Below are 26,097 nucleotides of genomic sequence, written 5' to 3' on the forward strand. Positions count from 1 at the left end.
CTCAAAGAGTCTGGTGACGATTGCGAAGAGGTCACACCCGTTCCCATCCCGAACACGGAAGTTAAGCTCTTCAGCGCCGATGGTAGTTGGGGGTTTCCCCCTGCAAGAGTAGGACGTCGCCGGTCTCACACATTTACTTTCGACATAAATGTGGTGAATTTAGTTATAACGTCGAAAATCAATACATATTTAGGTCCCGTGGTGTAGCGGTTAACATGCCTGCCTGTCACGCAGGAGATCGCCGGTTCGATCCCGGTCGGGACCGCCATTTAACTTTAAATTCAGAACCGATTCAGGGATTAATTCCGGAGTCGGTTTTTTTGTATCTAGAATTTTAGAATTTAACAAATATATTTTTTTGAAGAAGTCAACGCTCTGTAAAAAGTAAGCAAAAAACTAAACAATGCTCTCACAAAAGAAGACAACGTTAGAAATACAAAACAACTACCCTCCGAAAACACATATATAAGCGTTGTTACTTTCTGATAGATCATGTTTTCGGTACACTATAGCAAAGAAGCAGAAAGGAAATAAGCCATGACTTGGGAAATAGAAGTAAATTATGTCGAGGAGACAGAACAGATTGCAACGAATCTTGCATCCCTTCTTACACCACCGGATGTACTTACACTCGAAGGGGATTTAGGAGCAGGTAAAACGACTTTTACAAAGGCACTTGCAAAAGGACTGGGCATTACGCGCACGGTCAACAGTCCGACATTCACAATCATCAAACAATACGAAGGTAACTATCCATTAAATCATCTCGATGTCTATCGTTTAGCTGGCAGTGATGAGGATCTTGGTTGGGATGAACTGTTTTACGGAGATGCCATATCCGTTATAGAGTGGGCACATCTTATTAAAGATGATCTACCTGCGGAACGTCTGGAAATTCAGCTTGTTCATGGAGGCGGAGATAAAAGGACAATTATATTTACGCCGATTGGTGAAAGATATGAAAAGATTTGCGAGGGGATATTCTTATGATCTGGCTAGGTATAGATACGGCTAACACACCCATTTCGGTTGCACTTGTGAAAGATGGAGAACTATTAATAGAAGAAACTTCAGCAATGGCTATTAACCACTCGTTACGTGCTATGCCAACAATTGAAGAGTTATTAAAAAAAGCAGATTTAGTACCTGCGGATATTGATGCAATCGCTGTTTCGGAAGGACCTGGTTCTTATACAGGCGCACGAATTGGAGTGACAATAGCGAAGACACTTGCCTGGACACTTGGTAAACCTCTTGTTGGCGTATCCACTTTAAAAGCATTGGCGGCGAATGCGCTATTCTTCAATGGTCTTGTTTGTTCAATTGTCGATGCAAGACGAGGCAATGTCTACGCAGGTGTTTATCAATACGGTGGAGGAAAGCTTACTGAAATAATTGAGGATGGTCACTACTCTCTTGAAGAGTTGCATGATTTACTTGAGCAGCACAACAGCCCTATATTATTTGTTGGAAAAGATGCGGCAATACATGAGCAAAAACTTATTGAACTTCTTGGACAACATGCAGTGGTAGCACCTCTTCAATTTAATCTACCTCGGGCATCGTCACTTATTTATATTGCCGCTCAATCAGAACCAGAAACGGATATACATGCATTTGTTCCGGAATATCGACGTCTTGCTGAAGCAGAGGCAAACTGGCTAAAAGAGCAGGGAAAGGACAATGATCGTGCATAAAGAGATTATTTATAGAGAAATGGGAATAGAGGATATTACTTCTGTTGTCGAAATCGAAAAAGAATCATTTGCTACGCCGTGGACTGCAGAAGTTTTTGAGCATGAAATGACCGGAAATGATTATGCGCATTATGTTGTTGCAGTCGATGAAGGGGAAGTTATCGGACATTGCGGAATGTGGATAGTACTAGATGAATGTCATATTACAAATGTTGCGGTACGAACCCGTTTAAGGGGCAATGGTATCGGCGAAGCTTTGATGAAACAAGCGATTGCACTTTGTAAAGAAAAAGAAGTCCGTTTAATGACACTGGAAGTGCGGATGACCAATAATACGGCTCAAAACCTTTACCGTAAGCTTGGTTTCCAGGACGGCGGAATCAGGAAAAACTATTATACAGACGACCATGAAGATGCGCTCGTCATGTGGGTGGAGTTCAAATGACAAAAGATATCTATATTTTAGGGATTGAAACAAGTTGTGATGAAACGGCTGCATCCGTCGTAAAAAATGGAACGGAAATTATTTCAAATGTCGTAGCATCTCAAATTGCTAGTCAAAAAAGGTTTGGCGGGGTTGTACCAGAAATCGCATCCAGACACCATGTTGAACAAATTACACTAGTGATTGAGGAAGCACTTGCGATTGCAGAACTAAAACCTGTAGAGCTTGATGCAGTTGTTGTGACTGAAGGACCCGGTTTAGTTGGGGCTTTGTTAATAGGTGTTAATGCTGCGAAAGCATTCGCTTTTGCCAATGGTTTGCCGATTATTGGCGTTCATCATATTGCGGGACATATATATGCTAACCAACTGATGCAACCCATGGAGTTTCCACTTCTTGCCCTTATCGTTTCAGGAGGCCATACAGAGCTTGTAATAATGGAAGGGCATGGTTCGTTTAAACTGGTTGGAGAAACCCGTGACGATGCTGCTGGCGAAGCTTATGATAAGGTTGCACGTGTACTTGGCCTTCCTTACCCGGGTGGTCCACAAATCGACAAGCTGGCAGCCGAAAGTGATGGTCAAATTGTGTTCCCTAGAGCGTGGCTAGAACCGGGTTCTTATGACTTTAGTTTTAGCGGTTTAAAATCATCGGTTATTAATTATAAGCATAATCTTGCCCAAAAAGGTGAGGAGGTTAACCCTCATCATATCGCGGCTGGTTTTCAGGCGAGTGTGGTTGAAGTGTTGACAACGAAAGCGTTGAAGGCAGCGAAAGAGTTCGGTGTAAAACAGGTAATTGCCGCAGGCGGTGTGGCGGCGAATAAAGGGTTACGTTCTTCTCTAGAAGAAACATTTAAGAATGAAGATATTCCTTTTTATGTTCCTCCAATCGCACTTTGCACGGATAATGCGGCCATGATAGCGGCAGCTGGATCAGCCATGTTTATAGATGGAATACGCGGAAATCTTGCCATGAATGGCAAGCCTGGCATGCCCCTTGTTTCATGGAAACAGTAAATAAATAAAAACACGAAAGTCGTCATATTATGACAACTTTCGTGTTTTTTTATCAAGGCCTTTTTCAATATGTCAATAGGGAACATTCGTACTTATGCACAACTGTGGATAAGTTGTGCATAACAATTGTATATGTACATTTAGTAACTATGATTAGAGGATAACTATGTGTATAAGAAATGGATCATTTGTTGATGATGTGGATAATAGTAATCTGCTACAGCTATAACTTCATTTTATGTGTGGATAAAGTTGTGGAAAATATTTTTCCGAGAATATCATCTCGTACTTTATCTGATAGGATACGACAGTAAGAAATGACAAAACGTCACGATTAACCCATTCGTTCTGGAGTAATCGTGACGTTTATATTTTTCTTACAATGACTCTAGTTCGTCTTGAAGATCAAGCCAGCTTTCTGATTTACTGTCATGTTCCAACTGGAGTGCGTCTATCTGTGCCTGTAGGTCCATTAATTTCACATGATCGTCTGCAAATTCAGGCGTGGAAAGTTCGTCTTGCAGTACTACGATTTCACTTTCCAAAATAGACATTCGAGATTCGACTTCGTCAATTGCTCTAGTCAGTCTTCTTTCCTGCCTTTTTAACTCTTTATCGTCATCATTTTTTCTTTCAATGATAGTAGTTGCAGTTGCTTTAGAAGCATTTGATTCGGCAAGCAGCTCTTCCTGTTCCAGTTTTTTCTCAATGAAGTAATCATAATCACCGAGGTATTCGGTTGTACCCGTTGCACTAATGTCGATTACTTTTGTTGCAATGCGGTTGATAAAGTAACGGTCATGTGACACGAAGATAAGTGTACCTGGAAAGTCATCCAATGCATTTTCAAGAATTTCTTTGCTATCCAAGTCAAGATGGTTTGTCGGCTCATCAAGGATAAGTGTATTGGACTTTTGTAACATTAATTTAGCAAGAGATAAACGAGCTTTTTCTCCACCTGATAAGGAAGTGACAGACTTCTCAACATCCTCGCCGGTAAATAAAAAGCGTCCAAGTACAGAGCGAACGTCTTTTTCATTCATCATTGGCCAATCATCCCATAGCTCCTGAAGAACGCTACCAGTTCCGATAAGTGTCGCTTGTTCTTGGTCGTAATAGCCAAATTGAACATTTGTACCATAACGAATTTTGCCCGCTAGTGACTCTTGGGACTTGACGATTGTCTTTAAAATTGTTGACTTTCCGACGCCGTTTGGCCCGATAAGTGCAATACGGTCTTGTTTATAAACACGCATATCGATGCCAGTTGAAACAGGAGTTCCGTCATAACCGACTGCTAGACTTTCAAGTGCCAACACGTCATTTCCGCTGGGACGATCAATTGAGAAGGTGAAGTTTGCGGATTTTTCATTCCCATCGGGAGAGTCCATCCAGTCGGTCTTTTCAAGCGTTTTCCGTCTACTTTTTGCCATTTTAGATGTGGATGCCCTCGCTATGTTTCGTTGCACGAAGTCCTCAAGCTTGGCCTTTTCACCCATTTCCTTCACGTAAAGCTTTTGATCACGTTCATAGTTTTTCGCTTTTTCGTCAAGATACGCACTATAGTTCCCTGTAAACTTGGCTACTTTTTTCCTCGATACTTCGTAGACAATGGTTACGATTTCATCTAGAAAGTAGCGGTCATGGGATACAATCAAGATTGCTCCTTCGTATGACACAAGATATTTCTCAAGCCAACCGAGCGTTTCGATATCCAGATGGTTTGTCGGTTCATCGAGAATGAGGAGATCTGGTTTACTAAGTAGCATTTTCGCAAGTGCCAATCGTGTTTTCTGACCTCCGGAGAGAAGATTGACGTTTTTGCTGTAATCATCAGGATAAAAACGCATCCCGTGAAGCACAGAACGAATATCGGATTCATATTGATAGCCGCCAGAGTCTTTGAAATCGATTTGTAGTGCATCGTATTCCTTCATCACACGCTCATAGTCGCTCGGGTTATCGTAGACAGACGGGTCTGACATTTCACCTTCAAGTGACCGAAGCCGCCTTTCAATAATATGTAGCGGTTCGAATACGGTCATCATCTCTTCCCAAACCGATAATACAGAATCAATGCCTGAATGCTGTTCAAGGTATCCAATCCGAGTGTCTTTAGGGACTATTAAATCACCTGAATCAGCACTCATTTCACCTGCAATTATTTTGAGTAATGTCGACTTGCCGGCTCCGTTACGCCCAACAAGTGCGACGCGGTCGCGATGTTGGACTTCGAGTTTTACGTTTTCTAATATATCTGTTCCTGAAAATGATTTTGTTAGTCCGTTCACTTGTAATACAATCAAAGAAAGCACCTCTATTCCTCTTCAGTTTAAATGAATGGCGTCAAGCGTGCAACGGTCGACTTTACAACATTCATTATCTACTGTACGATAGAAACGCCTTTAGATACACTCAGGAGGGTTAAGATGATAGAGGAAACAATCAAAATTCCACAGGCGACATCAAAGCGTTTGCCTTTATACTATAGGTTTTTGCAAAATTTTGCGAATTCAGGAAAGAAACGAATATCATCCAGTGAATTAAGTGAGGCTATGAAAATTGATGCCGCCACAATTCGACGTGATTTTTCACATTTCGGGGCACTTGGTCGTAAAGGTTATGGCTATGATGTAAAATATCTCGTCGCCTTTTTCCGACAGGCACTCGATCAGGATGAAGCGACAGATGTAGCACTTATTGGAGTTGGCAGTTTAGGTAACGCTTTTATGAAATATAATTTCCATAAAAACCACAACACACGTATTGTCGTTGCGTTTGATCCGAAAGCTTCGAGTGAAGGAACTGAGATGAGTGGAATACCAGTCTTCCCTCCCGATGCGATTGAAGATAAAATTAGGGAATTAGGAATTGAACTAGTGATACTAACAGTGCCTTCAAGAGTAGCGCAAGAAGTGACAGATAAGCTTGCCGCCATCGGTGTGAAAGGAATCCTTAACTTTACTCCGGTTCGGCTAACAGTACCAGACTCAGTGCGGGTTCATACAATCGATTTGTCTGTCGAATTGCAAACGCTTATTTACTTTATAAAAAACGACGTAAAAGATTCACATATCTGACGCTTCGTAAATAGTAATCCCGGCGGCTTTCGTGTAAAATGGACAAAAGAAGGATTGAGTACAATTCCTAACTTATGAAAGAGGTGTCCGAGATGCCAGGTCCAGGAAGTCTGATTATCATCGCTGTTATTGCTTTGCTCGTATTCGGTCCCAAGAAACTGCCTGAAATCGGGAAAGCCTTTGGTTCTTCGTTGCGTGAATTCAAAAGTGCTACAAAAGGTCTCGTAGAAGATGAAGACGAAGTAAAAAAAGTAGAAGTTAAGAAAGAAGAACTGAAGTAAGTTAGGATGTCTGTCCGATGAATGATAAAAACTTAACAGTCATTGAGCATATAGATGAAATTAGAAAACGGCTGATGGTTATCGTCGTTTTCTTTGTTGTTGCCGTCGTGGGTGCTTTCTTTGTAGCTAAACCACTTATTCAGTTTCTACAAAATGATGGGGAAGCACATAATATTGCGTTAAATGCTTTCAATGTACTTGACCCGATTATGATTTACGTGAAAGTGATTGTCTTTATCGCATTCATCGTCATTTCACCAGTGCTTATGTATCAATTATGGTCCTTTATTTCACCTGGATTGCATGAAACTGAGCGGCGCGCGACATTGAATTATATCCCTTTCACATTTCTCCTGTTTGTTGGAGGTATTTCATTTTCGTATTTCGTCCTGCTACCTTATGTGATGAAATTCATGATGAATTTATCCACGGAGCTTGATATAACTCAGACAATCGGCATTAATGAGTATTTCTCGTTCCTTTTCCAACTGTTAATTCCATTTGGCATTGTTTTTCAGTTACCGGTCGTCTTGTTATTTTTAACGAGGCTTGGTATTTTGGACCCGACGACACTTGTGAAGATACGGAAATATGCTTATTTTGTTCTATTTGTAATTGCGGCTTTCATAACTCCACCTGACTTGTTGTCTCATATGTTCGTCACGGTTCCATTGTTTGCACTTTATGAAATAAGTATTTTCATATCACGATTCGGTCACAGGAAATACTTGAAGGCTGAACAGCTGCGGCAATTCGAAGAGGCGAAAGCTGAACAACAGCGTCAGATAGATGAAGTTAATGAGCAACAGCAGAAATGAAAAAAGTCTTCCACAATCCTAATTAGGGCTGTGGAAGACTTTTTTTAATTGATAAGAAAGTATACGTTTTTCAATATGGACTATTGTCTAGATCCAGCACCAAGGCGCATTACGTTTTTCTTAATTGTCTAGACTCCAGGCGAAAGCCGCTTTTCTTAGTGCATAAAGAAGATTATGGCTTGCTTCATATCTTCTTGCCATTGTTGTATCTTCTCAAGGTTTAAATTGAGGGTAACGACAAATCCGTTCATCAATAAATGGGCAATCATTGGTGTCAGTATCCGTTTCGTCCTGTAGTACAAGTAAGAGAAGACGAGAGCAGGCATCATATAGATTAGAAGGTGTTCGAATTCGTTGTGCACCGCAGCAAAGATAACAGCACTGACAATGGCTGCAACCCAAAAATTCGACTTTTGATAAATCCCGCCAAAGATAACCCTTCTGAAAATGATTTCTTCTAGTAATGGTGCGAACAGTACTATTGAAATAATGATGATTGGGGATACCTTCGCAATGTCGGAAAGGATTGCGGTGTTATCGGATCCCGGATCAATTCCGATCGCCATTTCAATTGCACCAGCAAGCATTTGTCCACCTAGAGCAAGGAAGAAACCGATGAATCCCCAAAGTACTGAATTACCGATAGTAGATTTCTTACCTTTAAACACCTGGAAGAAGTTTTTCCTCTTCAAAATGATAAGTAAGAAAATGCTTGCTGCAATTACATTAACAATGAAAAGCGACCAAGAACTCGCATAGAATTTGATATTCTGAACGGATTGTTGTTCACTCCAAGGGAAGTAACTGAGTAGACCCTGTGCCAAAAAGACACTGCTCACCTGCATCAGAATATAAGTGATTAAAAGATAGGTATAGATTTTCCAAGTCTTCAAGTAGCGCCACCCTTTCAACTGGTGATGAAGTCAATTTTAGCTGTTTAGAGTGAGATAAGCAAAGAGAAAATGTTCGGAGTATTTCACTTGCAATATATGCAATTGTTCATTATGATTAGAAATGTATTAGCACTCATGTCTAACGAGTGCTAAAAGGGAGATATTATCTGAGGAGGTTGTTTCAATTGTTGAAACCATTAGGTGACCGTATTGTTATCGAGCTAATCGAGGCAGAAGAAAAAACGTCAAGCGGTATTGTTATACCGGACTCTGCAAAAGAAAAACCGCAAGTAGGTAAAGTTTTTGCAACAGGTACTGGACGCGTTCTTGAAAACGGACAACGTATCGAATTGGAAGTTAAAGAAGGAGATCGAATCCTCTTCTCAAAATATGCAGGCACTGAAATCAAACATGAAGGTAATGAATATCTGATCTTGCGTGAAAGTGACATCTTAGCAATTATTGGCTAATCTACGGATGCACAATGAGTTAAAAAATACACGAAATATCAGGAGGGTACTTATAAATGGCTAAACAAATTAAATTCAATGAAGACGCACGAAGTGCAATGCTACGTGGGGTCGATATATTAGCGAACGCTGTAAAAGTAACGCTTGGACCTAAAGGACGTAACGTTGTTCTTGAGAAAAAATTTGGTTCTCCTCTTATTACGAATGACGGTGTAACAATCGCACGTGAAATCGAACTTGAAGATGCATTCGAAAACATGGGTGCAAAACTTGTGGCTGAAGTAGCGTCTAAAACGAACGAAATCGCTGGTGACGGTACAACAACTGCAACTGTCCTAGCGCAAGCAATGATCCGCGAAGGACTGAAAAACGTTACTGCTGGTGCTAATCCTGTTGGAATCCGTAAAGGAATTGAAAAAGCGGTTATCGCAGCGATTGAAGGTCTTAAAGAAATTTCGAATGAAATCGAAGGAAAAGAAGAAATTGCACAAGTTGCATCCATCTCTTCCGGAGACGAAGAAGTAGGGAAGCTTATTGCTGAAGCAATGGAGCGCGTTGGAAACGACGGCGTTATTACGCTCGAGGAGTCAAAAGGCTTCACAACTGAACTGGACGTTGTTGAAGGAATGCAATTCGACCGCGGCTATGCATCTGCATATATGGCGACCGATACAGACAAAATGGAAGCAGTTCTGGACAACCCGTATATCTTGATCACAGATAAAAAGATTACGAACATCCAAGAAATCCTTCCAGTTCTTGAACAAGTAGTTCAACAAGGTAAACCACTTCTTATGATCGCAGAAGACGTTGAAGGCGAAGCACTTGCAACACTAGTTGTGAATAAGTTACGCGGTACATTCAATGCTGTTGCTGTTAAGGCACCAGGCTTCGGAGATCGTCGTAAAGCGATGCTTGAAGACATTGCGACTTTGACTGGCGGGGAAGTTATCACTGAAGACCTCGGTCTTGACCTTAAATCTGCTGATATTTCACAGCTTGGCCATGCAGTTAAAGTTGTCGTTACAAAAGACAACACGACAATCGTTGAAGGTAGCGGCAATTCAGAACTTATTAAAGCACGCATTAACCAAATCCGTGTTCAACTTGAAGAATCAACTTCTGAATTCGATAAAGAGAAATTGCAGGAGCGTCTTGCTAAACTTGCAGGCGGCGTAGCAGTTATCAAAGTCGGAGCAGCTACTGAAACTGAACTGAAAGAACGTAAACTTCGCATCGAAGACGCATTGAACTCAACGCGTGCAGCTGTTGAAGAAGGTATTGTCTCTGGTGGTGGTACTGCTCTTGTAAACGTCTACAGTAAAGTAGCGGCATTACTAGAGTCTACTGAAGGCGACGTTGCTACAGGCGTTAAAATCGTACTTCGTGCGCTTGAAGAGCCTGTACGTCAAATCGCTAACAACGCTGGTCTTGAAGGATCGATCGTTGTAGATCGCCTGAAACGCGAAGAAGTAGGAATTGGCTTCAACGCGGCTGACGCTACGTGGGTAAACATGATGGAAGCTGGTATCGTTGACCCAACTAAGGTAACACGTTCAGCACTTCAAAACGCAGCATCTGTTGCAGCTATGTTCTTGACTACTGAAGCAGTAGTAGCAGACATTCCTGAGCCAGCTGGTATGGGTGGCGGAATGCCTGATATGGGCGGCATGGGCGGCATGATGTAATTAATCAGCCCTAAAGGTTGATATATCAAGGTTTCTGACGCTTCATATTCAATTATTTAGCGAAAACATAACAAGAAACTAACATTTGTATCAAGAAAGTTTAAAATTAATATTTTGAAGGATGTTTCCGTAGATGTCATTAATCTTAACGGAAGCATCCTTTTTCATTTTGTTAGTAACATGTGTATAAACTTTCATCGTAGTTTCGATATCCTCATGGCCAACCCTTGCCATTATAGTCGGCAATTCAACCCCAGCTTCCGTAAGCATACTAATGTGAGTGTGTCTAAAGATGTGCGGCGTCGCATTCTTCTTTATAGATGTCTTTCCAACCAATCGGGCCATTCTAACCCCTATATTTTTCGGAGCAAACGGATAACCGTTGTCGCGACAAAAAACAAAGTTTTCGTCATGGAAATCTTCATACATATGTTTATATTGCAATTTGTGCTTGTCGTTATTTTTAACAACGCGCTGCAACATATCCATAACCGGCTTCTCCATCTCAATGTCTCGCACTGATCCATCCGTCTTCGGCGGAGTTAATTCATACAATCTCATATTATTGCTTTCACTGTACAAAGTTTTATTGATTTTGATGATACCATCTTTAAAAACCATATCATCTTTCTGCAAAGCGCATAACTCCCCGGACCTCATGCCCGAAAATGCCAACAGATAAAACCTTTCAAGGTCTAAATACAATCCGTGATTTTGCACAGCTAATAGAAATTCTTCTAGTTCATCGTGTTCGAGATACAATCCCTCAACAGGATCCTCTTTGATTTCCTCAACAGTCTTCCTCTTTTTCGGTACAGTTGCCCCTACAGTTGGGTCATCCTTAATCTTCTTATCTCTTATCGCATACCTAAAAATCATCCCAGCTGTGATATTTATCCCTTGTAACGTCGACCTGGCAAAATCGGGGGCCATATCATTTAGTATTTTTTGATACATCGAATGAGTGATATTGGCAATCGGCACTTTTGCAATACGACTGTTCAAATTACCTATCTCATGTTTCCGAACCCGAATCGTATTTTTTTTGACGCCTGTTAATGAATAGGTAGCTAACCATTCATTAGCGAGTGTATCAAACGTCATGTTTTTACCTACTCTTTGATCGATACTATCATTTTTAAGCGAGTTGATAGCTTCATTCACACGATCCATTGCTTCTCTTTTCGTTTTTCCGCGTCTTGGTATCTGATTCCGTCTCCCGGTTACTGGATCTGGTGGACCATCAGCCACGCACGACCAACTGACTTTCCCAGACTGCAATGTTATTTTTTCGCAAAACATCTTTCTACCCCTCCATCCTGTCATTCTAAGACATTAATTAATCTGCACCACCCCCTTCACCGATGAACGCAATCAAAATCCAATCGCCCTGCTGAAAACTATCCGGCTTTCTTTTTGTTGCATGAATTTTTCCAATCGTAGTTCTGCGAATTCGCGAGATACATTGAAGGACTTCTGAATCTCCCAAATTGCTATATTGCGATCACTTGGTAAATCTAATTCATGCAACATGAACGACGGAATGCAAAAATGATACATAAAACTTTCAGCCTGCCATTCTTGTAATCTCATAAACAATGGATTCATATTCAATTGATTGCCACTATGTCGCAAATAGTGACAGACCTCATGCCCGAACTGGATCCATTCCTCTCTTTTTGTGCCTCTAACTAACACAATCTCATTGTCGAACCTAAATGCATTTTCTTTGTATACAATCTCGACACCTATTTCTTTGGCTATCAACGAAATATCCAATTCTGCCGGATTCGTTATGTCGATAGACTTGTACAAACTATAAATGTAATCCTCTAGGTGAGTGCGCAAGTGATGACCTCCTTAATGGGAATGTACGTTTGGTTTGGTAGGTAAAATAAAAAGCGTACGTGGTACGCCGTTTATTCAATCGTCCGCATTTTCTTTTCCTGTAATTACTTTAATAGTAGGTGGTAGTTTACCATCAAGATACTCTCGAGAAATATCCCCTACTACTTGACCAACTTTTACAGAGTTATCGTATTTAGTACTGAATTCTCCATTTATCATCTGGTCAATTGCCTCATCAACTGTTTCAGCCAACTTCAATAAATCTATTACTGCCGGTATATCTTGTTCATATTCTTCTTTCAGTTCCATACTAATAGCATCAATGTCAACTGCTGCTTTGCCTAACTTTTGCAGTTGCTCTTTACCACCAGTTTGATAGTGATCCGTCATTAAATAATCACCAGTTAACATTTCCATATACGAAATAATTAAATTTGGCGTTATTTCTTTGAGTGTTTTGGTCTCTTCAACTTGGTCAGCTTTATTCACTTCTGGTTCTTTTTTACTTTCGGAACAACCAACAAGCAGGATAGAAGCTAAAAGCAGGATGAAAAATCCTTTCAACATGTATTCACCTCTTATTTATTTTTACTCACTTTATATTTGATGTAATCATATACCTCTTCCATTTGTTCTGCTGTTAACGACTCCATGTCTTTAAACATTAAATCAATATCAGGAAACTCCGTCGCAATCTTACTCATAAAAAAAGCTTTATCTTCATTAACAAGTTCAGAACTGGTATTGGTAGTTCTACCTAATAGATAGTCCACACTTACTTCGTAAAGGTCAGCTAATCTAGTTAGTGTTTCGGTGTCTGGATCTCGATAGTCTCTTTCGTAATTGGATAGGACGGTATTTGTAATTCCGATTTTTTCGGCAACTATTTTTTGTGACCAATTCCTTGTTGTTCTCTCGTGTCCTAATCGCTTACCTAAACTCATGAATTTGATCCTCTCATTGTATATTTGTACTTTTATGATAACAAAAATTCACGTAACGTTAAATAGATTCCACGAAAAGTTAACAAAAGTGTTGACACCCACTTAACGTGGAGTTAATATGTAATTAAGAGTTCCACAAAAAGTGGATTAAGAAGGGCGGTGATACGATGGAAATTCACGAAAAGGTGAGTGAATTGAGAATCTCGAAAGGGGTCTCTCAAACTTTCATCGCTAGCAAGCTTGATATAACGGTATCAGGATACAATATGAAAGAACATGGCAAACGACCTATCAGTATTAAAGAATTAGAACTAATAGCAAAAATTTTCAATGTAGAGACTTCGTCTTTTTTTGACAACATAATCCACGTAAAGTGTAATTAGTGACCGCGAGTCGTTTAAAAACAAACAACTCACACCCAGCAACGAAAGTTCGAAAGAGCGGAGTCGGCCAAGATCTTCTTCTATAGAAGGGAGCCACGCCAATTGGTTACGCGAAGACTTCGAATTTCGGTTGGTGGGTGTGAAGGAATGAAAGGAGATTGCTAGTATGCAAGTCACACTCGATGAATTTATCGCTCAACATCTTGAATCGAAGTTAGATGCAATGTTCCAACGAGCATACGATCAAGGCGTCGCTGACGCACGTAAGAAATATGAAGTAAAGCCATTGATGACTAGAAGACAGTTCATGGAATTCGCTAACATCAGTGAAGCGAAATGCGCTCAGTTGTTTAATCGACAGGACTTCCCAGTCAACCGAGAGTTCGGACACCCGAGAGTTCCGACGAATCTACTATATCAGTGGATTGAGAGAAATACGGATTGGGTTGAAGCGAATATGCCGAACTTTAAATATCCAGTGAGAAAGGCATCGGTTTAAAAGACCTACTAAAAGGAGGAATCTCAATGAAACTATCGATTATTAAACAGAATGGTCAACGCGTTCTAACCACGGCACAACTTGCAGAATCATACGGAACGGATTCAAAAGTAGTTTCCAAAAACTTCACTAACAATAAAGGGCGTTACGTAGAAGGAAAACACTTCCTTCGTCTAGAGGGGGACGAACTAAGGGCGTTTCGTAAAATTTACGAATTGCCATCTAACATTAATGGGCTCTACCTTTGGACAGAAAAAGGGGCATGGCTACACGCGAAATCATTAAACACGGATCAAGCTTGGGACGCGTACGAAATGTTAGTGGACGAGTATTACAAAGTTATTGAATTGTCACCTAAACCAATGTCGCCTTCTGAACTAGCACTCTTGCAAGCGCAAAATATAGTTACCTTGGAAAAACAAATGAATGAACAAGGTGAAAAACTCGACAATATTGTAAGCATTCTTTCTCTTGATAACAACGACTGGAGAAACAGCGTAAATCGAATCATCAACGCAATTGTAATGAAACTAGGCGGCGGTCAATATTACCGAGAAATCCGAAACGAAAGCTACCAACTACTAGAAAGCCGCGGAGCGTGTAATTTAGATATTCGCCTTGAAAACAGGCACTCGAAAATGGCGCTAAGAGGTTCTTCGAAAACGGCAATTAACAAGGTGACTAAGTTGGATGTCATTGCAGAGGATAAAAAGCTTATCAGTGTTTATATAACAGTCATCAAGGAATTGGCGGTTAAGTATCAATTGAACCTAGCGAAGTACCATCTAACAGAAACGGCGGGTGTTTAAAAGTGCTAAAAAAAGTAAGTGTAATCACAGAGGACTTCATTTTAAATGTCGATGCTTTGTCACCGTCAGATAACGCAATTATTAGCTTGGTCGGCGTCGTCGATGGTGAAGAAAAGGATGTAGTAGAGGTGGTCGCTTCTCCGGAAGAACTAAAAGAGATGATTGGCGCGATGACTTACATCCTTGATTCATTGGTATATGTGACTATTGAATAAAGCGATGAGGGGCAGGCAAGCCCCTTGTTACACGGAGTTTTCGTAGCGCGGTATTTAGAGGTTGTAGGAGGGGTCTCACCTACAAGTTAACTATATAACAAGATTAGTTGAATCCATATTCCAATTTGGAATAATCGAACGGGGGAGAAATAGTGAATTACGGATCAATCTTAAAGGCGTGCCGAGAACGGAAAGGGTTAAGCCAAGCGGAACTAGCTTTCCAACTGTTCATCAATCAATCGGACGTGTCTAAACTCGAAAACGGCTCAAAGGAACCGTCAATGTCAATCTTCCAGAAGTGGTCAACGGCGACGCAATCACCGGATGTATTAGTTGCTTTTATTGCAGGAATGGACGGGCTAACAATCCTGTCGAACATATTAAGCAGCATGACAGGTGTTGTTGGATTCATCAAATTCTTAATCTAGGAGGTTTGAAATGAAAAGCGAAATGCAGAAACTTCACGAAAAGCTGACAGCAAAAGGCATTGCAGCCAAATTAATACCGAATTTTAGACAGAAAAAAACCGACAGACACTGGAATGTCAATCGGAAACTTTGAAACTATCTCTTAACAACATTATAGCACAGATATGGAGCCTTGGCTCCTATCAAAGTGTCCAGGAGCCATTGAATAATTTCCTCCTCACGAGCTGGTTACTCGTACCCTGGACACCTTGATGGGATTCAACCATCTATTAACAGAAAGGAGAATTAGAATGCTGACACTAGCGGAAAAAGGTCAAATCGCACTCTACTTTGCACCGTTCGTGGCGTTTTACATCGGAATACTTTGGCAGCACGCAACGTGGGAACTAGAACAGGAAGAAGGTGAGAATGATGGGCGAATACGCTGAAATGACCTTAGAAGGTGAGTTCTGCGAAGGGTGTGGAGAGTACATTGGTGACGGAAATGGCTATCCACAACGATGCGCTGGTTGTCATAGTGAAATCACCACGGCGGAACTTGAAAAGGAAATAGGAAGGGGGAAACATTTTGGAACAAGCAATTAACAAGTTATCTCAATGGTACCAAGATGAACAAGAAATTTTAGATGACTTAGCTCACGACGTTGCTCAAGCTGAATCCGTAGATGAAATGATGAGAGCTAAAGCTTCTTACGAAGTTCAATCTGCAAAGGTAAATACGATTATTGAAGCGACGAATTTAGTAGTAAATGAACAAAAATAAACCCGCTGCTACAACAGCGGATTTGGGGTTCTGAATAATTTACTTACCGCTATTTTAGCGCAGAACCCCTCAAATGACAAGGAGGAGAACGCATTGAAAGAAGTAAAACTGATGAATTTAACGTTTAAGAACTTTAAGGGTATCAAAAAATTCGACCTTGGTGCTGATGGGCAAGACCTTAAAGCATTCGGCGACAACGGTACAGGCAAGACTACACTGTTTGACGGGTTCGTCTGGTTACTTTTCAACAAAGACAGTAACAACCGTGCTGATTTCGCAATCAAGACACTGGTTAGTGGTAAAGAAATCAACAACCTGGAGCATGAGGTTGAAGCTGTTTTCCGGATTGACGGCAGTCCTCTCACTTTACGAAAAGTATATGCGGAGAAATGGACAAAAAGAAGAGGATCTGCAACAAAAGAATTTAGTGGCCATGAAACAAATTATTTCATCGATGGAGTTCCTTCCAAAAAAGGCGAATATCAATCGAAAGTCGATTCAATAGTGAAAGAAGAAGTCTTTAAACTTCTCACATCACCAACATTCTTCAATGAAAATCTCAAATGGCAAGAGCGTAGGGCGACATTGCTTGAAGTGTGCGGCGACATTGAAGAGGAAGACGTACTCGCATTCAACAGCGCCTTGAAAAACCTACCTACAATCCTAAGAGGTCGCACTATTGAGGACCATCGTAAAATCATTGCTGCGCGTCGGGCCGAAATTAATAAAGAACTGGACCGCATTCCGGTTCGCATCGACGAAATAAACAACTCATTACCGGAAATAAATATTGATGTTCCTTCTATAGAAAAAGAAGTTGCAGTAATCGAAAAGCAACTCGATGAAAACGCAACTCAAATCAACAACATAAAGAATGGTTCAGCCATCACCGGTAAACAAAATGAGTTAAGGCAAATTGAAATGGATCTTGAATCTGTCAAACGTGACCTCGAATCCGACTCAATCCAAAAGGGCCATGAAATTAACGCGAAAATCCAAGAAGAACAATCGAATATATCTATTCTGAAACGCAAAAAAGATGACGCTGAGCATCAAATCAAACGAAATAATGAAACTGTTACAGCGATAGATACCCGTCTTGCAGAACTTCGCGACGAATGGGAGCAGGTCAACGCTACGGAGTTTGTCCACGAATCGGAATGTGCTTGCCCGACATGTGGTCAAGACCTTCCAGAAGGACAAGTGGTAACTGCAAACGAAAAGGCGCTTGCCCAATTTAATCTTACTAAATCGAAGAGTCTTGAAGAAATTTCAGTTACAGGTAAACGACGCAGCGAGAAGAAAGCGGAAGCTGTCAACGATATAGAAAAGCTAACAACTACTGTGGGCGTCATCCAGTCTCAAATCGACGATAAGGCGAAAGTGGTATCGAAGTTAGAGGTTGAAATCGAAACACTTAGAACAGCCGTTAAAGATGCCCGTCAAGATCCTAAATATCAATCTAAGTTGCAAGAACAAGCGAAGTTGAATGATGAAATCAAGTCACTCAAAGATAACGCGCAAGAGTCTGTTACAAGCGTCGAAAAAGAAGTCGCTGAACTACGTATCAAACGCACTGAACTCAATGCCCAAATCGCACAGCAAGCACAAGTGGTTGCATCTGAAAAGCGCATAGCCGAACTTGAAGAACAGCAGAAAGAGCTGGCAAATGAATTCGAGAAGTTGGAAGGTGAACTATATCTGACAGAAGAATTTATCCGTTCGAAAGTCGAATTACTTACTGAAAAGATTAACTCGAAATTCAAATATGCACGCTTTAACTTATTCAAAACGAACATCAATGGCGGTATTGAGGAAATCTGTGAGACGACGTTTGACGGCGTTCCGTATTCAAGTGGTTTAAACAATGCGGCTCGCATCAATGTCGGAATCGATATCATCAACACGCTGACTGAACACTTCGGAATTCGCGCTCCTATCTTCGTTGATAATGCTGAGGCAGTTACTCAATTAATTGATACGGATTCACAGCTGATCAGTTTGGTAGTTTCGGAAAAGGATAAGCAATTACGGATTGAAAAAAACGAACTCCAGGAGGCTATTTAAATGACAAGTGCATTAATGACAACATCAGTCGAATTCGAAGTAAACGGTGAAGCGGTGAAGCTTTCAGGCAATACAGTAAAGCAATACTTGGTTCGTGGAAACGGAACTGTAAGTGATCAAGAATTAGTAATGTTCATGAACCTGTGTAAGTTCCAAAAACTTAACCCGTTCCTAAACGAAGCGTATCTAATCAAGTTCGGCACATCTCCAGCTCAAATCATCACATCGAAAGAAGCATTCTTGAAACGTGCTGAGAATCATCCTAAGTATGAAGGATTTGAAGCAGGTATCATCGTCGAACGTAATGGTGAAATGGTTGACGTAGAAGGTGCTGTGATGCTCTCTACAGATGTTCTGATTGGTGGATGGGCGAAGGTTTACAGAGGCGATAGAAAGCTGCCAATCATTTCGAGAATCAGTTTAAAAGAGTTTTCCAAAGGACAAGCGACTTGGAAAGATATGCCCCTTAACATGATCCGTAAATCAGCAGTCGTTAACGCTCAACGTGAAGCGTTCCCAGAAGCGCTCGGGGCATTGTATACCGAAGATGAAGCGCCATCTGTCCCTTCAACTGAAAACGTAATTGAAAATGAAATCAAACAGAATGCGAACAGCGAAGTCATTGACGTTGATGTATCGAAAGCTGAATATACACCACCACAAAACATTGAGCAAAGTACCGGAGAAATAATTCAAGAAGCGGAATGGAAAGAATCATCTGCTAAGACTGACGCTGGTCCAGGCTTCTAATGATTGAAATCAAAACACTCGCAACAGGAAGTACGGGGAATTGCTACTGGATTACAGATGGCATAACCCCCCTCCTTTTGGAGTGTGGGATATCGTTCAAGAACATACAGAAAGCACTCAATTTCAAGACCTCAGACATTGCGGGCGTATTGGTTACCCATGAACACAAAGACCATTGTAAAGCCGTCAGCGAGGTTGCAGACCGTGGACTGAACATCTACCTGTCACCAGGCACAAAAGAAGCAATTGGAATCAATCACCATCGAATCAAAGTGGTCGAAAACAAGAAGCAGTTTAAGCTCGGTACGTGGACCATATTGCCGTTTGACGTTCAGCACGATGTATCGGAACCATTCGGTTTCCTGCTCGCTAACGAGGCAGGGGACAAACTCTTGTTTGCTACTGACACCTACTATGTCCGATACAAATTTCAAGGTCTGACCCACATTATGGTTGAAGCAAATTATTCAACAGAAATATTGAACGAAAACATTATGACCGGCAGGGTTCATGATGGCATGAAGCGGCGGTTAGTGAAATCACATTTCAGTTTAGAAAATGTTCTTGAATTTTTAAAAGTTAACGATCTATCGAAAGTTCAGGAGATTCATTTGCTGCATCTTTCCGATACAAATTCGGATGAAGCGGTGTTTAAAAAAGTAGTACAGGAACAGACCGGAAAGCTTGTGTACGTGCCTTAAATAAACGGTAGGTGAAGGAGGGAAAGTCGAGTGGCGGGATGGATTAGCTTACACAGAAAATTGATGGACAACCCCATATATTCAAATGCCCATATGCTGAAACTCTGGATCCACTGTTTGATGAAAGCATCGCATAAAGAACATGACCATCTAGTTGGAAATCAGATGGTGAAACTCGAAGTTGGTCAGTTTGTTACTGGTAGAAATGCACTTGCAGATGAGTTCAATAAGGGTGCAAAAAAGGATGATGTCGTTTCAGCAATTACTCTTTGGCGATGGTTGAAGAACTTCGAAGAATGGCAAATGTTGAACATCAAAACAACCACGAAATACAGCGTGGTTACAGTATCTAACTGGTCTGAACATCAACAACATGAACAACAAGTGAACAACAAACGAACAACAGATGAACAGCAAGTGAACACAAACAATAATGTTAATAAGGGTAATAAGGAAAATAAAAGAGAAGATGATAAGCCCGCGCCAATGAATCCATTCATTTTTTTCGAACAAGAAGGATTCGGGACAATTAGTTCATTCACTGGTGACATCCTAAATGATTTAATCGACGACTTTGGAGAAGCAAAAGTAATGGAAGCCATGAAAGAAACAAGAATGAATGGCTCCAACAGTTTGAATTACACGAAGAAAATCCTAACTAACCCAAAACCTAAACGTGATGGAGGTGCAAGCAATGTTGGAACCTATAAGCAAAGTGATCCAAGACATGATGAAAGACAATCCCGTATTAGCGAAGCGAATGAACGACGTAAGAGAATCGCTGGCATCTAATCCAATAGAGATACTGACAACGCCATCTGACGACTGCCCTTATCAAAAGTGTGACGGAAAAGGGTGGTTATGGATTAAAGATTGGTCTCGTCAGAATAAAAAGGATGAAATCGACGAGGACGGTAAATTGATACGTGCTGAATGGTGGGAGCATTGTAAGTGCTACGAACAACTCATTAAACAGCGTGAGATTGATAAAAAACTAGATTTGTCAGGTATTCCACCGATTTTCAGCAATGCAACGGTGCATTCTTACGACGTAGGTAAGTACAAGACCCAAGACAATCGCGATACAGCAACGATAGCGAAAAAGGCAGCTGCTAAGTTCATTGAGAACTATCCAGCCATGAAAGAGCATGGCAAGGGCTTGTATCTGTATAGCGAAATCAAAGGGTCGGGTAAAACAAGACTGGCATCTAGTATCGCAAATGCGCTTGTGAAGATGTACGACGTTGATATCGCATTCTTGAAAGCGAACGACCTGCTTTCTCAAATCAAAAAGACGTTCAACAATGACTCGGATACGACAGAAAGTGAAATCGTTCGCATGTTCCGTGAAGTAGAAGTGCTAATCGTAGATGATTTAGCAGTTGAAAAGCCTACCGACTTTGCAGAAAGAATTTTCTATGACATCACTGATTATCGATTGGAACATAAAAAAACAACGCTGTTCACTTCTAACAAGACAATCGAAAACCTTGGAGACATATACAAGGACGGTCGGTTGAAGAGCCGAGTTAAGAAAATGTCTATCGAAATCTACATGCCAGAAGAATCGATAAGGGATCAAGAAGCTGAAAGTGAAAACGCCGAGCTGGAAGGTTTGCTGTTCGGATAAAACATTAGGAGGAATTTGGATGACTGAAAAACAACATCGGATTTTCGTGAAGATTGGTCGTAAGGTTGGAGAGTTTAGGCACAACGATATTCTAATGACGGATAGCGGTCCAATTATAGTAATGCGCCCGTCTTCGGTCGTACCTTATCGCGGAGGAATGATCTTGCTGGATGAATTGTATCAACAAGGAAAAATCGAAGGGATTTACCCTGTTGAATCGTTTGTTAGTTTTGAGGACGATGAATCAGATGCATAAACACATCATCAACAAACTCATTCTCGTAGCTGGTGCATGGAACAACTCAGGGCAAAAGGACAAGCGTCTTGAACTACAGTTCAACTCATTGCTCAATGAACTACGCATCGCGGCAGGAACGACACCAGAAGGCGCTGTGCAATTGCTCCTTACTGAACTTGGGGAGACGGAGGCGATGACGGCATGAGGAAAATGCAAAGGGATTATCTTATCCAGCAGTTGCAGTCTATGAGGGTCGTGAATGGTCGTAACGGTGAACTGTTGTCCAATATGGACTATCGCTCTCTTATTAGTTTACTAGCTGTGCAAAGGGTGGTGGCGGAATAAAGGAACTAAATAACCGCACACCAGTTCTTCTGATACCTCTAATTGTACTGGGTGGATAAATACACCAAATCAACTGTAGGACGTTTAGAATCGACGGGAAATGACATTGTACGACCTGTTAGCAGTCTAGTGAAACTTTGAAAGTGAGGGGTCAAAGTGGATAACGAATGGCAATGGCAGCAGGAAAATATCAAGTTAAAGCATGAAAATAAAAGATTGCGCAATGAATTTGCGACATTCAAGGTGAATCAGATACCAGAGGCGGCCCGTAAAGATGGGAAAATTTTCACGAAACAGGAATTGAAATTCATCAAGGATAACGGGCTTAGTTACGACAGGGTTTATGGATTGGTATACAAGTACCAATCAGTGGAGGATGCACTAATAGAGACGTTGGAGGGGATTTTATGAATCTGGAAAAGTTGTTCGAAATGCAGAAGGTGCTGGATGAAAAAATATATGCGCGGTTTCCAGGATTAAAAGAAGAAGATTGGTCATGGAAAATCACGGCTTTGCTTGTCGAACTCGGTGAATGCGCGAATGAGCATAGAGGATTTAAGAAGTGGTCAGAGAATCAGCAACCGAGAACGAAAATCGAACACCTTTGCACTGTTTGCGATGGGAGTGGCGACGAAAATTGGCCTTCAAGCGTAGAAATGCTTTTGGAAGGAGGTTCGGCGAATCCATATTTGAAATGCGAGGATTGCGACGGTACTGGGAAGCTAGGCGAGACGAATCCAATACTTGAAGAATTCGTTGATTGCATTCATTTCTTTATCAGCATTGCAATTGAATTAAAAATTAATCCAGCAGATTTCATTGTGGACGATGATTACACACAACCAACCGCTACACAGACGTTTAACAGAGTGTTCAGTACGGCGTCGAGTCTTGATGTTTTAATGGATCCGGAAACTGCGGCATCAATCAGTCTAGAAGACTTACAAGAAACCTTACATGAAGCTTTTAGTTGCTTCATCGGCTTGGGAGAGAAATTCTTGGGATTCACATGGGATCAAGTCGAAGCTGCTTACTACGCAAAAAATGAAATCAATCACGTCAGGCAAGCGGAGGGATATTGATGGGCGTATGCAATCGTTGTGGTCGTGAATTGAAAACGCAGAAATCGATTGATGATGGTTATGGTCCTGTCTGCAAGAAAAAACAGTCCACTGAAGATGCGGAGTTCGAGAAAATACAGATCACGCTTGAAGAGGTTGTTAAGTTAGAGGTGGCAATTTGAGGAATGTTCAAAGGGTTCCTAGTAGGTCAAGGGCACCGAAACAACCACGCCAGTTCAAGTCCAAGACTGCTGTAATTGACGGCATAACGTTTGATTCATTGACCGAGGGAGCTTATTACGTTCACTTGAAAAAAGATCAGTCTATCAAACTAATTGAGGTTCAACCGGAGTTTAAAATCATTGATTCATATGAGGTGCAGTGCAAACGATGTAGCGGCACGGGAAAGCGGACAAGCTCAAAAACAGGCAATCCTATCAATTGTTCGTTGTGTCACGGTAAACGGAGGCGTGTGAAGGCAGGGGCTATCTATACTGCAGATTTCAGAGTTACTTACATCGATGGATTTGTTGAGGTAATCGACATTAAAGGTGGTCCAGTTGGTCGTGATTTTCCTTTGCGGCAGAAGTTGTTCGAGCTGAAAACAGGCATGGAGTTAATTGTTATACGGTTAAAAAATAAGGAATGGGTGAGGGATTAACTAAGGGGGATGGGATATGAGCGGGGTTTGGAGGTTGTTGTTTCGGTGGGAGCACGGTTATAAAGTTTGGACATATGAGCCTCTATTGCAACGGGAATTGTATGAGAAAAGGCAGGAGGGATGGAAGTTATGTCAACAATGATTACCACGTTTGAAGGCTGGGCATTTGTAATATCGGCTTTGTCACTCGCATTGGGATTTTACTATATTGGTCGGATGCATGGTCGGGAGAATAAGCAGTAGAAAGGTGGAACAGTATGGTCAAGTTAATAAAGATAGAAAAGTTGGAGGAAATGGTTAAGTATGAAAATCCAAAAACATCCAAGGAACATCACGGTAATAAGAAGTGGACGAAAGGTGTCCCGATTATTTTAGTTGATACAGAAGGCAAAATGATTCAGACAGATCATTGGGTTTATATCAATAAGAATGGCGAATTAGTCTACAACAAACGAAAGAATCTATGGACTCAAGGGTCTGAGTTTTATGATATTGGGAAGTCGAATATTAAAGAAGTATATGTCGTTATTAATCAATAGTTGACCAAAACTGAGGAGGATGATGGATGAAGGTACTTAAAAGATGTAGGAGCAGATATTACTTTCATACGTACTTTTATTGGGGTGAGTCAAACAGTAAGGGCTCTCCAATATTAAGAGGTGATGGGTACAAATGGGATAGTGGAGGCATGAACACGTTATATAGACACGCTTGTAGAAGATGCGGAAAAATCAAATGGAAGTACTAGTCAACAGTACGACCAAACTAATAAGGAGTGAAGGTAAATGGAGACCGTTGATATAAATAATGTTGAAAAACTTATTAAGTATTGTCCACATTGCGGGAGTAAGGCAGACAAAGAGTTTGTCGGACTTCTAAGCAATGGAGGAGCGTGGACTTGTGAAGATTGCGAAGAAGAAGTTGAAGCATATGTTTTAAGTCGGTAATCAGCAGTTCGACCAAAAGGTGAAGGAGAAATATATGAATCCAATAAACGAAATATCAAAGATAGCAGAACATATACCGCTCGAAGCATTGCAGGATATTCATCAGCGTATTACGGACTGGTTGGCTAGTGGTGGAGAGCATGACGATCCGTATATTCATCAGCAGTTGCGGTATGCGAAGAGATTTGTGAAGGAGTGAAATCATTGAAAAAGCATCTATTTCATATAGCTGTCAGCTTTGCGGCAGGTGTTAATTTTCAAGAAGTAGTTGAACTGCCTGCTGATTACTCGGAAGTAGATGTTGAGGAAGAATTTAAAGAATGGGTTTGGAATCAGTTGGATGCTTATAGAAGTGAACTTTGAATGTAAGGAGTGACAACATGGTGCAGCAGTTAACTATTTTTGATGCGGTGCCAAAGGAAGAGGCGTTTGGTGTTGGGGATACAGTTGAAGTTGTTGTAAATGTGGAGGAGAAAGATGTAGAGGATTATTACTATCTTCAAGATTTTGTGGGGTTGAAGGGGCGGGTTGTGAAAGTGATTCCAGGACTGCAATATGAGGTCCAGTTCAAAAAGAAAGATCGCATCGGTGTTTTTCGGCATGATGAATTGAAAAGGAGTGAATGGAATGAATAATGATCATGAACGTGAAAAATTAAAAAGATTGATGGAGGGCATTTCGTTTGCTATGTATGCGAATGCTTTTGCGGAAATGGGGAAAATCAACTCTCAAATATTCACGACTGAAATGTCAGATTAACCTAAGATGTCCCGTGAATATCTGGAGCATCATCAGAGCATTAAAACGGATGTAACGGACAAGGATATGCTCCTGTTGCAGATTGATAGGGCGCTTGATGCAAAGGATGTGGAGATGTTTATGCAGCTTACGGATGAATTGAATGGCATGGAGGTGTTGGTTTGATCCACGCAAAAGAACAAAAGCGTGTGTTGCTTGATGACGTCGATATTAATTGGGTGTTTACAGTGCAAGAAACAGATGTATTCAGAGCGATGTGGGTAGCAAATATGAGCCTTGATAGCATTGCAGAGGAGTTGGGACGTAAGCCTTTAGAAATTGGGTTGCTGATTATTGAGCAGGCTGAGCTTGGCAAAATAGAGGCTCGGCAGCAGGGGATATTTGGGCAATGAAAGGGTGATGAAAGTGAAGGTGCTTACAAAGGAGTCAATCGAAGAATTTAAGAAGCTAAAAAGTTGGGTGCAGGAATGTCCGATAGAAGCAGCGATGGAAATTGAGGATTTGAGAATAGAAAACAAAAGACTTCGAAACGCTGTTCAACGAATGGAAACGGCTTCTAATCTTGTATTGGAAACGATAAGGGACGAGGTTTTAGACAAATAAAAAAGACAGGATTCCTCCCGTCCTCGACAAGGAAAGTATAACACAAGGAGGGGTC

General features: G+C 41.1%; 44 protein-coding genes, 1 tRNA gene and 1 rRNA gene. 40 read left to right on the forward strand and 6 right to left on the reverse strand.

Annotated features, from left to right (window positions below; all coding sequences use genetic code 11):
• Window positions 1-9 precede the first annotated feature (9 nt).
• The 6 genes from rrf (at window position 10) to tsaD (ending at window position 3,161) form a co-directional block, all read left to right on the forward strand.
• Window positions 10-125 (forward strand): 5S ribosomal RNA (gene rrf / locus FQ087_RS20650).
• Window positions 126-192: 67 nt separating this feature from the next.
• Window positions 193-268 (forward strand) — tRNA-Asp (locus tag FQ087_RS20655).
• 269 nt (window positions 269-537) lie between these two features.
• Window positions 538-990: a tRNA (adenosine(37)-N6)-threonylcarbamoyltransferase complex ATPase subunit type 1 TsaE gene (tsaE, locus tag FQ087_RS20660; RefSeq protein ID WP_149582493.1), complete on the forward strand. Its 453-nt coding sequence runs from the start codon at window positions 538-540 to the stop codon at window positions 988-990.
• Entirely contained in the window at window positions 987-1,697 is a 711-nt protein-coding gene (gene tsaB, locus FQ087_RS20665; RefSeq protein WP_149582494.1) for a tRNA (adenosine(37)-N6)-threonylcarbamoyltransferase complex dimerization subunit type 1 TsaB, read from the forward strand. The genes tsaE and tsaB overlap by 4 nt, the downstream gene beginning before the upstream one ends.
• The gene (gene rimI, locus FQ087_RS20670) at window positions 1,684-2,142 is read left to right on the forward strand and encodes a ribosomal protein S18-alanine N-acetyltransferase (RefSeq protein ID WP_149582495.1); all 459 of its coding nucleotides are present in this window, start codon (window positions 1,684-1,686) and stop codon (window positions 2,140-2,142) included. The genes tsaB and rimI overlap by 14 nt, the downstream gene beginning before the upstream one ends.
• A complete protein-coding gene (gene tsaD, locus FQ087_RS20675; RefSeq protein WP_149582496.1) occupies window positions 2,139-3,161 on the forward strand; it encodes a tRNA (adenosine(37)-N6)-threonylcarbamoyltransferase complex transferase subunit TsaD in 1,023 nt (340 codons plus the stop codon). The genes rimI and tsaD overlap by 4 nt, the downstream gene beginning before the upstream one ends.
• 377 nt (window positions 3,162-3,538) lie before the next feature.
• Here tsaD and FQ087_RS20680 read toward each other — a convergent pair whose 3' ends face one another.
• A complete protein-coding gene (locus FQ087_RS20680) occupies window positions 3,539-5,467 on the reverse strand; it encodes an ABC-F family ATP-binding cassette domain-containing protein (RefSeq protein WP_149582610.1) in 1,929 nt (642 codons plus the stop codon).
• Between the two features lie 123 nt (window positions 5,468-5,590).
• On the opposite strand from FQ087_RS20680, the gene FQ087_RS20685 reads away from it, so the two are divergent.
• The 3 genes from FQ087_RS20685 to tatC all read left to right on the forward strand — a co-directional run bounded on the left by FQ087_RS20685 (window position 5,591) and on the right by tatC (window position 7,340).
• Window positions 5,591-6,241, forward strand: coding sequence for a redox-sensing transcriptional repressor Rex (locus FQ087_RS20685; protein ID WP_149582497.1), 651 nt, complete (start codon window positions 5,591-5,593; stop codon window positions 6,239-6,241).
• Window positions 6,242-6,333: 92 nt separating this feature from the next.
• Window positions 6,334-6,522: a twin-arginine translocase TatA/TatE family subunit gene (locus tag FQ087_RS20690; protein WP_149582498.1), complete on the forward strand. Its 189-nt coding sequence runs from the start codon at window positions 6,334-6,336 to the stop codon at window positions 6,520-6,522.
• A gap of 17 nt (window positions 6,523-6,539) precedes the next feature.
• Window positions 6,540-7,340, forward strand: coding sequence for a twin-arginine translocase subunit TatC (gene tatC, locus FQ087_RS20695; RefSeq protein ID WP_149582499.1), 801 nt, complete (start codon window positions 6,540-6,542; stop codon window positions 7,338-7,340).
• Window positions 7,341-7,495: 155 nt separating this feature from the next.
• Here tatC and FQ087_RS20700 read toward each other — a convergent pair whose 3' ends face one another.
• Window positions 7,496-8,233 (reverse strand): CPBP family intramembrane glutamic endopeptidase, encoded by a 738-nt coding sequence (locus tag FQ087_RS20700; protein WP_223145620.1) that lies wholly within the window; start codon window positions 8,231-8,233, stop codon window positions 7,496-7,498.
• Between the two features lie 185 nt (window positions 8,234-8,418).
• Here FQ087_RS20700 and groES point away from each other — a divergent pair, with 185 nt between their 5' ends.
• Window positions 8,419-8,703 (forward strand): co-chaperone GroES, encoded by a 285-nt coding sequence (gene groES, locus FQ087_RS20705; protein ID WP_149582500.1) that lies wholly within the window; start codon window positions 8,419-8,421, stop codon window positions 8,701-8,703.
• Between the two features lie 56 nt (window positions 8,704-8,759).
• Window positions 8,760-10,391, forward strand: coding sequence for a chaperonin GroEL (groL, locus tag FQ087_RS20710; RefSeq protein WP_149582501.1), 1,632 nt, complete (start codon window positions 8,760-8,762; stop codon window positions 10,389-10,391).
• A 90-nt stretch (window positions 10,392-10,481) separates the two neighbouring features.
• Here groL and FQ087_RS20715 read toward each other — a convergent pair whose 3' ends face one another.
• The 4 genes from FQ087_RS20715 to FQ087_RS20730 all read right to left on the reverse strand — a co-directional run bounded on the left by FQ087_RS20715 (window position 10,482) and on the right by FQ087_RS20730 (window position 13,183).
• Complete coding sequence (locus FQ087_RS20715) at window positions 10,482-11,693, reverse strand: tyrosine-type recombinase/integrase (protein ID WP_149582502.1); 1,212 nt, start codon at window positions 11,691-11,693, stop codon at window positions 10,482-10,484.
• A gap of 72 nt (window positions 11,694-11,765) precedes the next feature.
• Complete coding sequence (locus FQ087_RS20720) at window positions 11,766-12,239, reverse strand: ImmA/IrrE family metallo-endopeptidase (protein WP_149582503.1); 474 nt, start codon at window positions 12,237-12,239, stop codon at window positions 11,766-11,768.
• Window positions 12,240-12,314: 75 nt separating this feature from the next.
• Window positions 12,315-12,806 (reverse strand): hypothetical protein, encoded by a 492-nt coding sequence (locus tag FQ087_RS20725; protein ID WP_149582504.1) that lies wholly within the window; start codon window positions 12,804-12,806, stop codon window positions 12,315-12,317.
• Window positions 12,807-12,817: 11 nt separating this feature from the next.
• On the reverse strand, window positions 12,818-13,183 hold the full coding sequence (locus FQ087_RS20730; RefSeq protein ID WP_149582505.1) for a helix-turn-helix domain-containing protein: 366 nt from the start codon (window positions 13,181-13,183) through the stop codon (window positions 12,818-12,820).
• A gap of 167 nt (window positions 13,184-13,350) precedes the next feature.
• Here FQ087_RS20730 and FQ087_RS20735 point away from each other — a divergent pair, with 167 nt between their 5' ends.
• From FQ087_RS20735 to FQ087_RS20835, 29 genes are all read left to right on the forward strand, one after another.
• Complete coding sequence (locus FQ087_RS20735; protein ID WP_149582506.1) at window positions 13,351-13,566, forward strand: helix-turn-helix domain-containing protein; 216 nt, start codon at window positions 13,351-13,353, stop codon at window positions 13,564-13,566.
• 166 nt (window positions 13,567-13,732) lie between these two features.
• Entirely contained in the window at window positions 13,733-14,065 is a 333-nt protein-coding gene (locus tag FQ087_RS20740; RefSeq protein WP_149582507.1) for a DNA-binding protein, read from the forward strand.
• A gap of 26 nt (window positions 14,066-14,091) precedes the next feature.
• Window positions 14,092-14,874, forward strand: coding sequence for an ORF6N domain-containing protein (locus tag FQ087_RS20745; protein WP_149582508.1), 783 nt, complete (start codon window positions 14,092-14,094; stop codon window positions 14,872-14,874).
• A gap of 2 nt (window positions 14,875-14,876) precedes the next feature.
• Window positions 14,877-15,089, forward strand: a complete 213-nt coding sequence (locus FQ087_RS20750; protein WP_149582509.1) for a hypothetical protein — start codon at window positions 14,877-14,879, stop codon at window positions 15,087-15,089.
• Between the two features lie 152 nt (window positions 15,090-15,241).
• Window positions 15,242-15,517 (forward strand): helix-turn-helix domain-containing protein, encoded by a 276-nt coding sequence (locus FQ087_RS20755; RefSeq protein ID WP_255452482.1) that lies wholly within the window; start codon window positions 15,242-15,244, stop codon window positions 15,515-15,517.
• 10 nt (window positions 15,518-15,527) lie between these two features.
• Window positions 15,528-15,650 (forward strand): hypothetical protein, encoded by a 123-nt coding sequence (locus FQ087_RS23205; RefSeq protein ID WP_255452483.1) that lies wholly within the window; start codon window positions 15,528-15,530, stop codon window positions 15,648-15,650.
• Window positions 15,651-15,807: 157 nt separating this feature from the next.
• Entirely contained in the window at window positions 15,808-15,945 is a 138-nt protein-coding gene (locus FQ087_RS22630) for a hypothetical protein (protein WP_188006841.1), read from the forward strand.
• Complete coding sequence (locus tag FQ087_RS22635) at window positions 15,926-16,102, forward strand: hypothetical protein (RefSeq protein ID WP_188006858.1); 177 nt, start codon at window positions 15,926-15,928, stop codon at window positions 16,100-16,102. Before FQ087_RS22630 ends, FQ087_RS22635 begins: the two co-directional genes overlap by 20 nt.
• The gene (locus FQ087_RS20760; RefSeq protein WP_149582511.1) at window positions 16,086-16,280 is read left to right on the forward strand and encodes a hypothetical protein; all 195 of its coding nucleotides are present in this window, start codon (window positions 16,086-16,088) and stop codon (window positions 16,278-16,280) included. The genes FQ087_RS22635 and FQ087_RS20760 overlap by 17 nt, the downstream gene beginning before the upstream one ends.
• Before the next feature lie 93 nt (window positions 16,281-16,373).
• Window positions 16,374-18,347: an AAA family ATPase gene (locus tag FQ087_RS20765; RefSeq protein ID WP_149582512.1), complete on the forward strand. Its 1,974-nt coding sequence runs from the start codon at window positions 16,374-16,376 to the stop codon at window positions 18,345-18,347.
• Window positions 18,348-19,097 carry a phage recombination protein Bet gene (bet, locus tag FQ087_RS20770; RefSeq protein WP_149582513.1) on the forward strand — a complete coding sequence of 250 codons (750 nt, stop codon included), beginning with the start codon at window positions 18,348-18,350 and terminating at the stop codon, window positions 19,095-19,097.
• Window positions 19,097-19,798, forward strand: coding sequence for an MBL fold metallo-hydrolase (locus tag FQ087_RS20775; protein ID WP_149582514.1), 702 nt, complete (start codon window positions 19,097-19,099; stop codon window positions 19,796-19,798). The genes bet and FQ087_RS20775 overlap by 1 nt, the downstream gene beginning before the upstream one ends.
• Before the next feature lie 30 nt (window positions 19,799-19,828).
• Window positions 19,829-20,590 carry a DnaD domain protein gene (locus FQ087_RS20780; RefSeq protein ID WP_149582515.1) on the forward strand — a complete coding sequence of 254 codons (762 nt, stop codon included), beginning with the start codon at window positions 19,829-19,831 and terminating at the stop codon, window positions 20,588-20,590.
• Window positions 20,493-21,428 carry an ATP-binding protein gene (locus FQ087_RS20785; RefSeq protein ID WP_188006842.1) on the forward strand — a complete coding sequence of 312 codons (936 nt, stop codon included), beginning with the start codon at window positions 20,493-20,495 and terminating at the stop codon, window positions 21,426-21,428. Before FQ087_RS20780 ends, FQ087_RS20785 begins: the two co-directional genes overlap by 98 nt.
• A 19-nt stretch (window positions 21,429-21,447) precedes the next feature.
• Window positions 21,448-21,684, forward strand: coding sequence for a hypothetical protein (locus tag FQ087_RS20790; protein ID WP_149582517.1), 237 nt, complete (start codon window positions 21,448-21,450; stop codon window positions 21,682-21,684).
• Window positions 21,677-21,871: a hypothetical protein gene (locus FQ087_RS20795; RefSeq protein WP_149582518.1), complete on the forward strand. Its 195-nt coding sequence runs from the start codon at window positions 21,677-21,679 to the stop codon at window positions 21,869-21,871. The genes FQ087_RS20790 and FQ087_RS20795 overlap by 8 nt, the downstream gene beginning before the upstream one ends.
• Before the next feature lie 296 nt (window positions 21,872-22,167).
• Window positions 22,168-22,422 carry a hypothetical protein gene (locus tag FQ087_RS20800; RefSeq protein ID WP_149582519.1) on the forward strand — a complete coding sequence of 85 codons (255 nt, stop codon included), beginning with the start codon at window positions 22,168-22,170 and terminating at the stop codon, window positions 22,420-22,422.
• Window positions 22,419-23,093, forward strand: coding sequence for a dUTP diphosphatase (locus FQ087_RS20805; RefSeq protein WP_149582520.1), 675 nt, complete (start codon window positions 22,419-22,421; stop codon window positions 23,091-23,093). The genes FQ087_RS20800 and FQ087_RS20805 overlap by 4 nt, the downstream gene beginning before the upstream one ends.
• Window positions 23,093-23,254 (forward strand): DUF6011 domain-containing protein, encoded by a 162-nt coding sequence (locus FQ087_RS22640; RefSeq protein WP_188006843.1) that lies wholly within the window; start codon window positions 23,093-23,095, stop codon window positions 23,252-23,254. Before FQ087_RS20805 ends, FQ087_RS22640 begins: the two co-directional genes overlap by 1 nt.
• Window positions 23,251-23,733 (forward strand): DUF1064 domain-containing protein, encoded by a 483-nt coding sequence (locus FQ087_RS20810; RefSeq protein WP_149582521.1) that lies wholly within the window; start codon window positions 23,251-23,253, stop codon window positions 23,731-23,733. Before FQ087_RS22640 ends, FQ087_RS20810 begins: the two co-directional genes overlap by 4 nt.
• A gap of 257 nt (window positions 23,734-23,990) precedes the next feature.
• Complete coding sequence (locus FQ087_RS20815) at window positions 23,991-24,272, forward strand: hypothetical protein (RefSeq protein ID WP_149582522.1); 282 nt, start codon at window positions 23,991-23,993, stop codon at window positions 24,270-24,272.
• 246 nt (window positions 24,273-24,518) lie between these two features.
• Window positions 24,519-24,680 carry a hypothetical protein gene (locus FQ087_RS22645; RefSeq protein ID WP_188006844.1) on the forward strand — a complete coding sequence of 54 codons (162 nt, stop codon included), beginning with the start codon at window positions 24,519-24,521 and terminating at the stop codon, window positions 24,678-24,680.
• Window positions 24,681-24,714: 34 nt separating this feature from the next.
• Entirely contained in the window at window positions 24,715-24,879 is a 165-nt protein-coding gene (locus FQ087_RS22650) for a DUF6877 family protein (RefSeq protein ID WP_188006845.1), read from the forward strand.
• A 5-nt stretch (window positions 24,880-24,884) separates the two neighbouring features.
• A complete protein-coding gene (locus tag FQ087_RS22655) occupies window positions 24,885-25,043 on the forward strand; it encodes a hypothetical protein (protein ID WP_188006846.1) in 159 nt (52 codons plus the stop codon).
• A gap of 17 nt (window positions 25,044-25,060) precedes the next feature.
• On the forward strand, window positions 25,061-25,315 hold the full coding sequence (locus tag FQ087_RS20820; RefSeq protein ID WP_149582523.1) for a hypothetical protein: 255 nt from the start codon (window positions 25,061-25,063) through the stop codon (window positions 25,313-25,315).
• On the forward strand, window positions 25,308-25,439 hold the full coding sequence (locus FQ087_RS23210; protein WP_255452486.1) for a hypothetical protein: 132 nt from the start codon (window positions 25,308-25,310) through the stop codon (window positions 25,437-25,439). The genes FQ087_RS20820 and FQ087_RS23210 overlap by 8 nt, the downstream gene beginning before the upstream one ends.
• Window positions 25,440-25,445: 6 nt before the next feature.
• Window positions 25,446-25,604: an IDEAL domain-containing protein gene (locus tag FQ087_RS20825; protein WP_149582524.1), complete on the forward strand. Its 159-nt coding sequence runs from the start codon at window positions 25,446-25,448 to the stop codon at window positions 25,602-25,604.
• The gene (locus FQ087_RS20830; protein ID WP_149582525.1) at window positions 25,601-25,831 is read left to right on the forward strand and encodes a hypothetical protein; all 231 of its coding nucleotides are present in this window, start codon (window positions 25,601-25,603) and stop codon (window positions 25,829-25,831) included. The genes FQ087_RS20825 and FQ087_RS20830 overlap by 4 nt, the downstream gene beginning before the upstream one ends.
• Before the next feature lie 13 nt (window positions 25,832-25,844).
• A complete protein-coding gene (locus FQ087_RS20835) occupies window positions 25,845-26,042 on the forward strand; it encodes a hypothetical protein (RefSeq protein ID WP_149582526.1) in 198 nt (65 codons plus the stop codon).
• The last annotated feature ends 55 nt before the right edge of the window (window positions 26,043-26,097 follow it).

The organism is Sporosarcina sp. ANT_H38, assembly GCF_008369195.1.
Taxonomy (GTDB): Bacteria; Bacillota; Bacilli; order Bacillales_A; family Planococcaceae; genus Sporosarcina.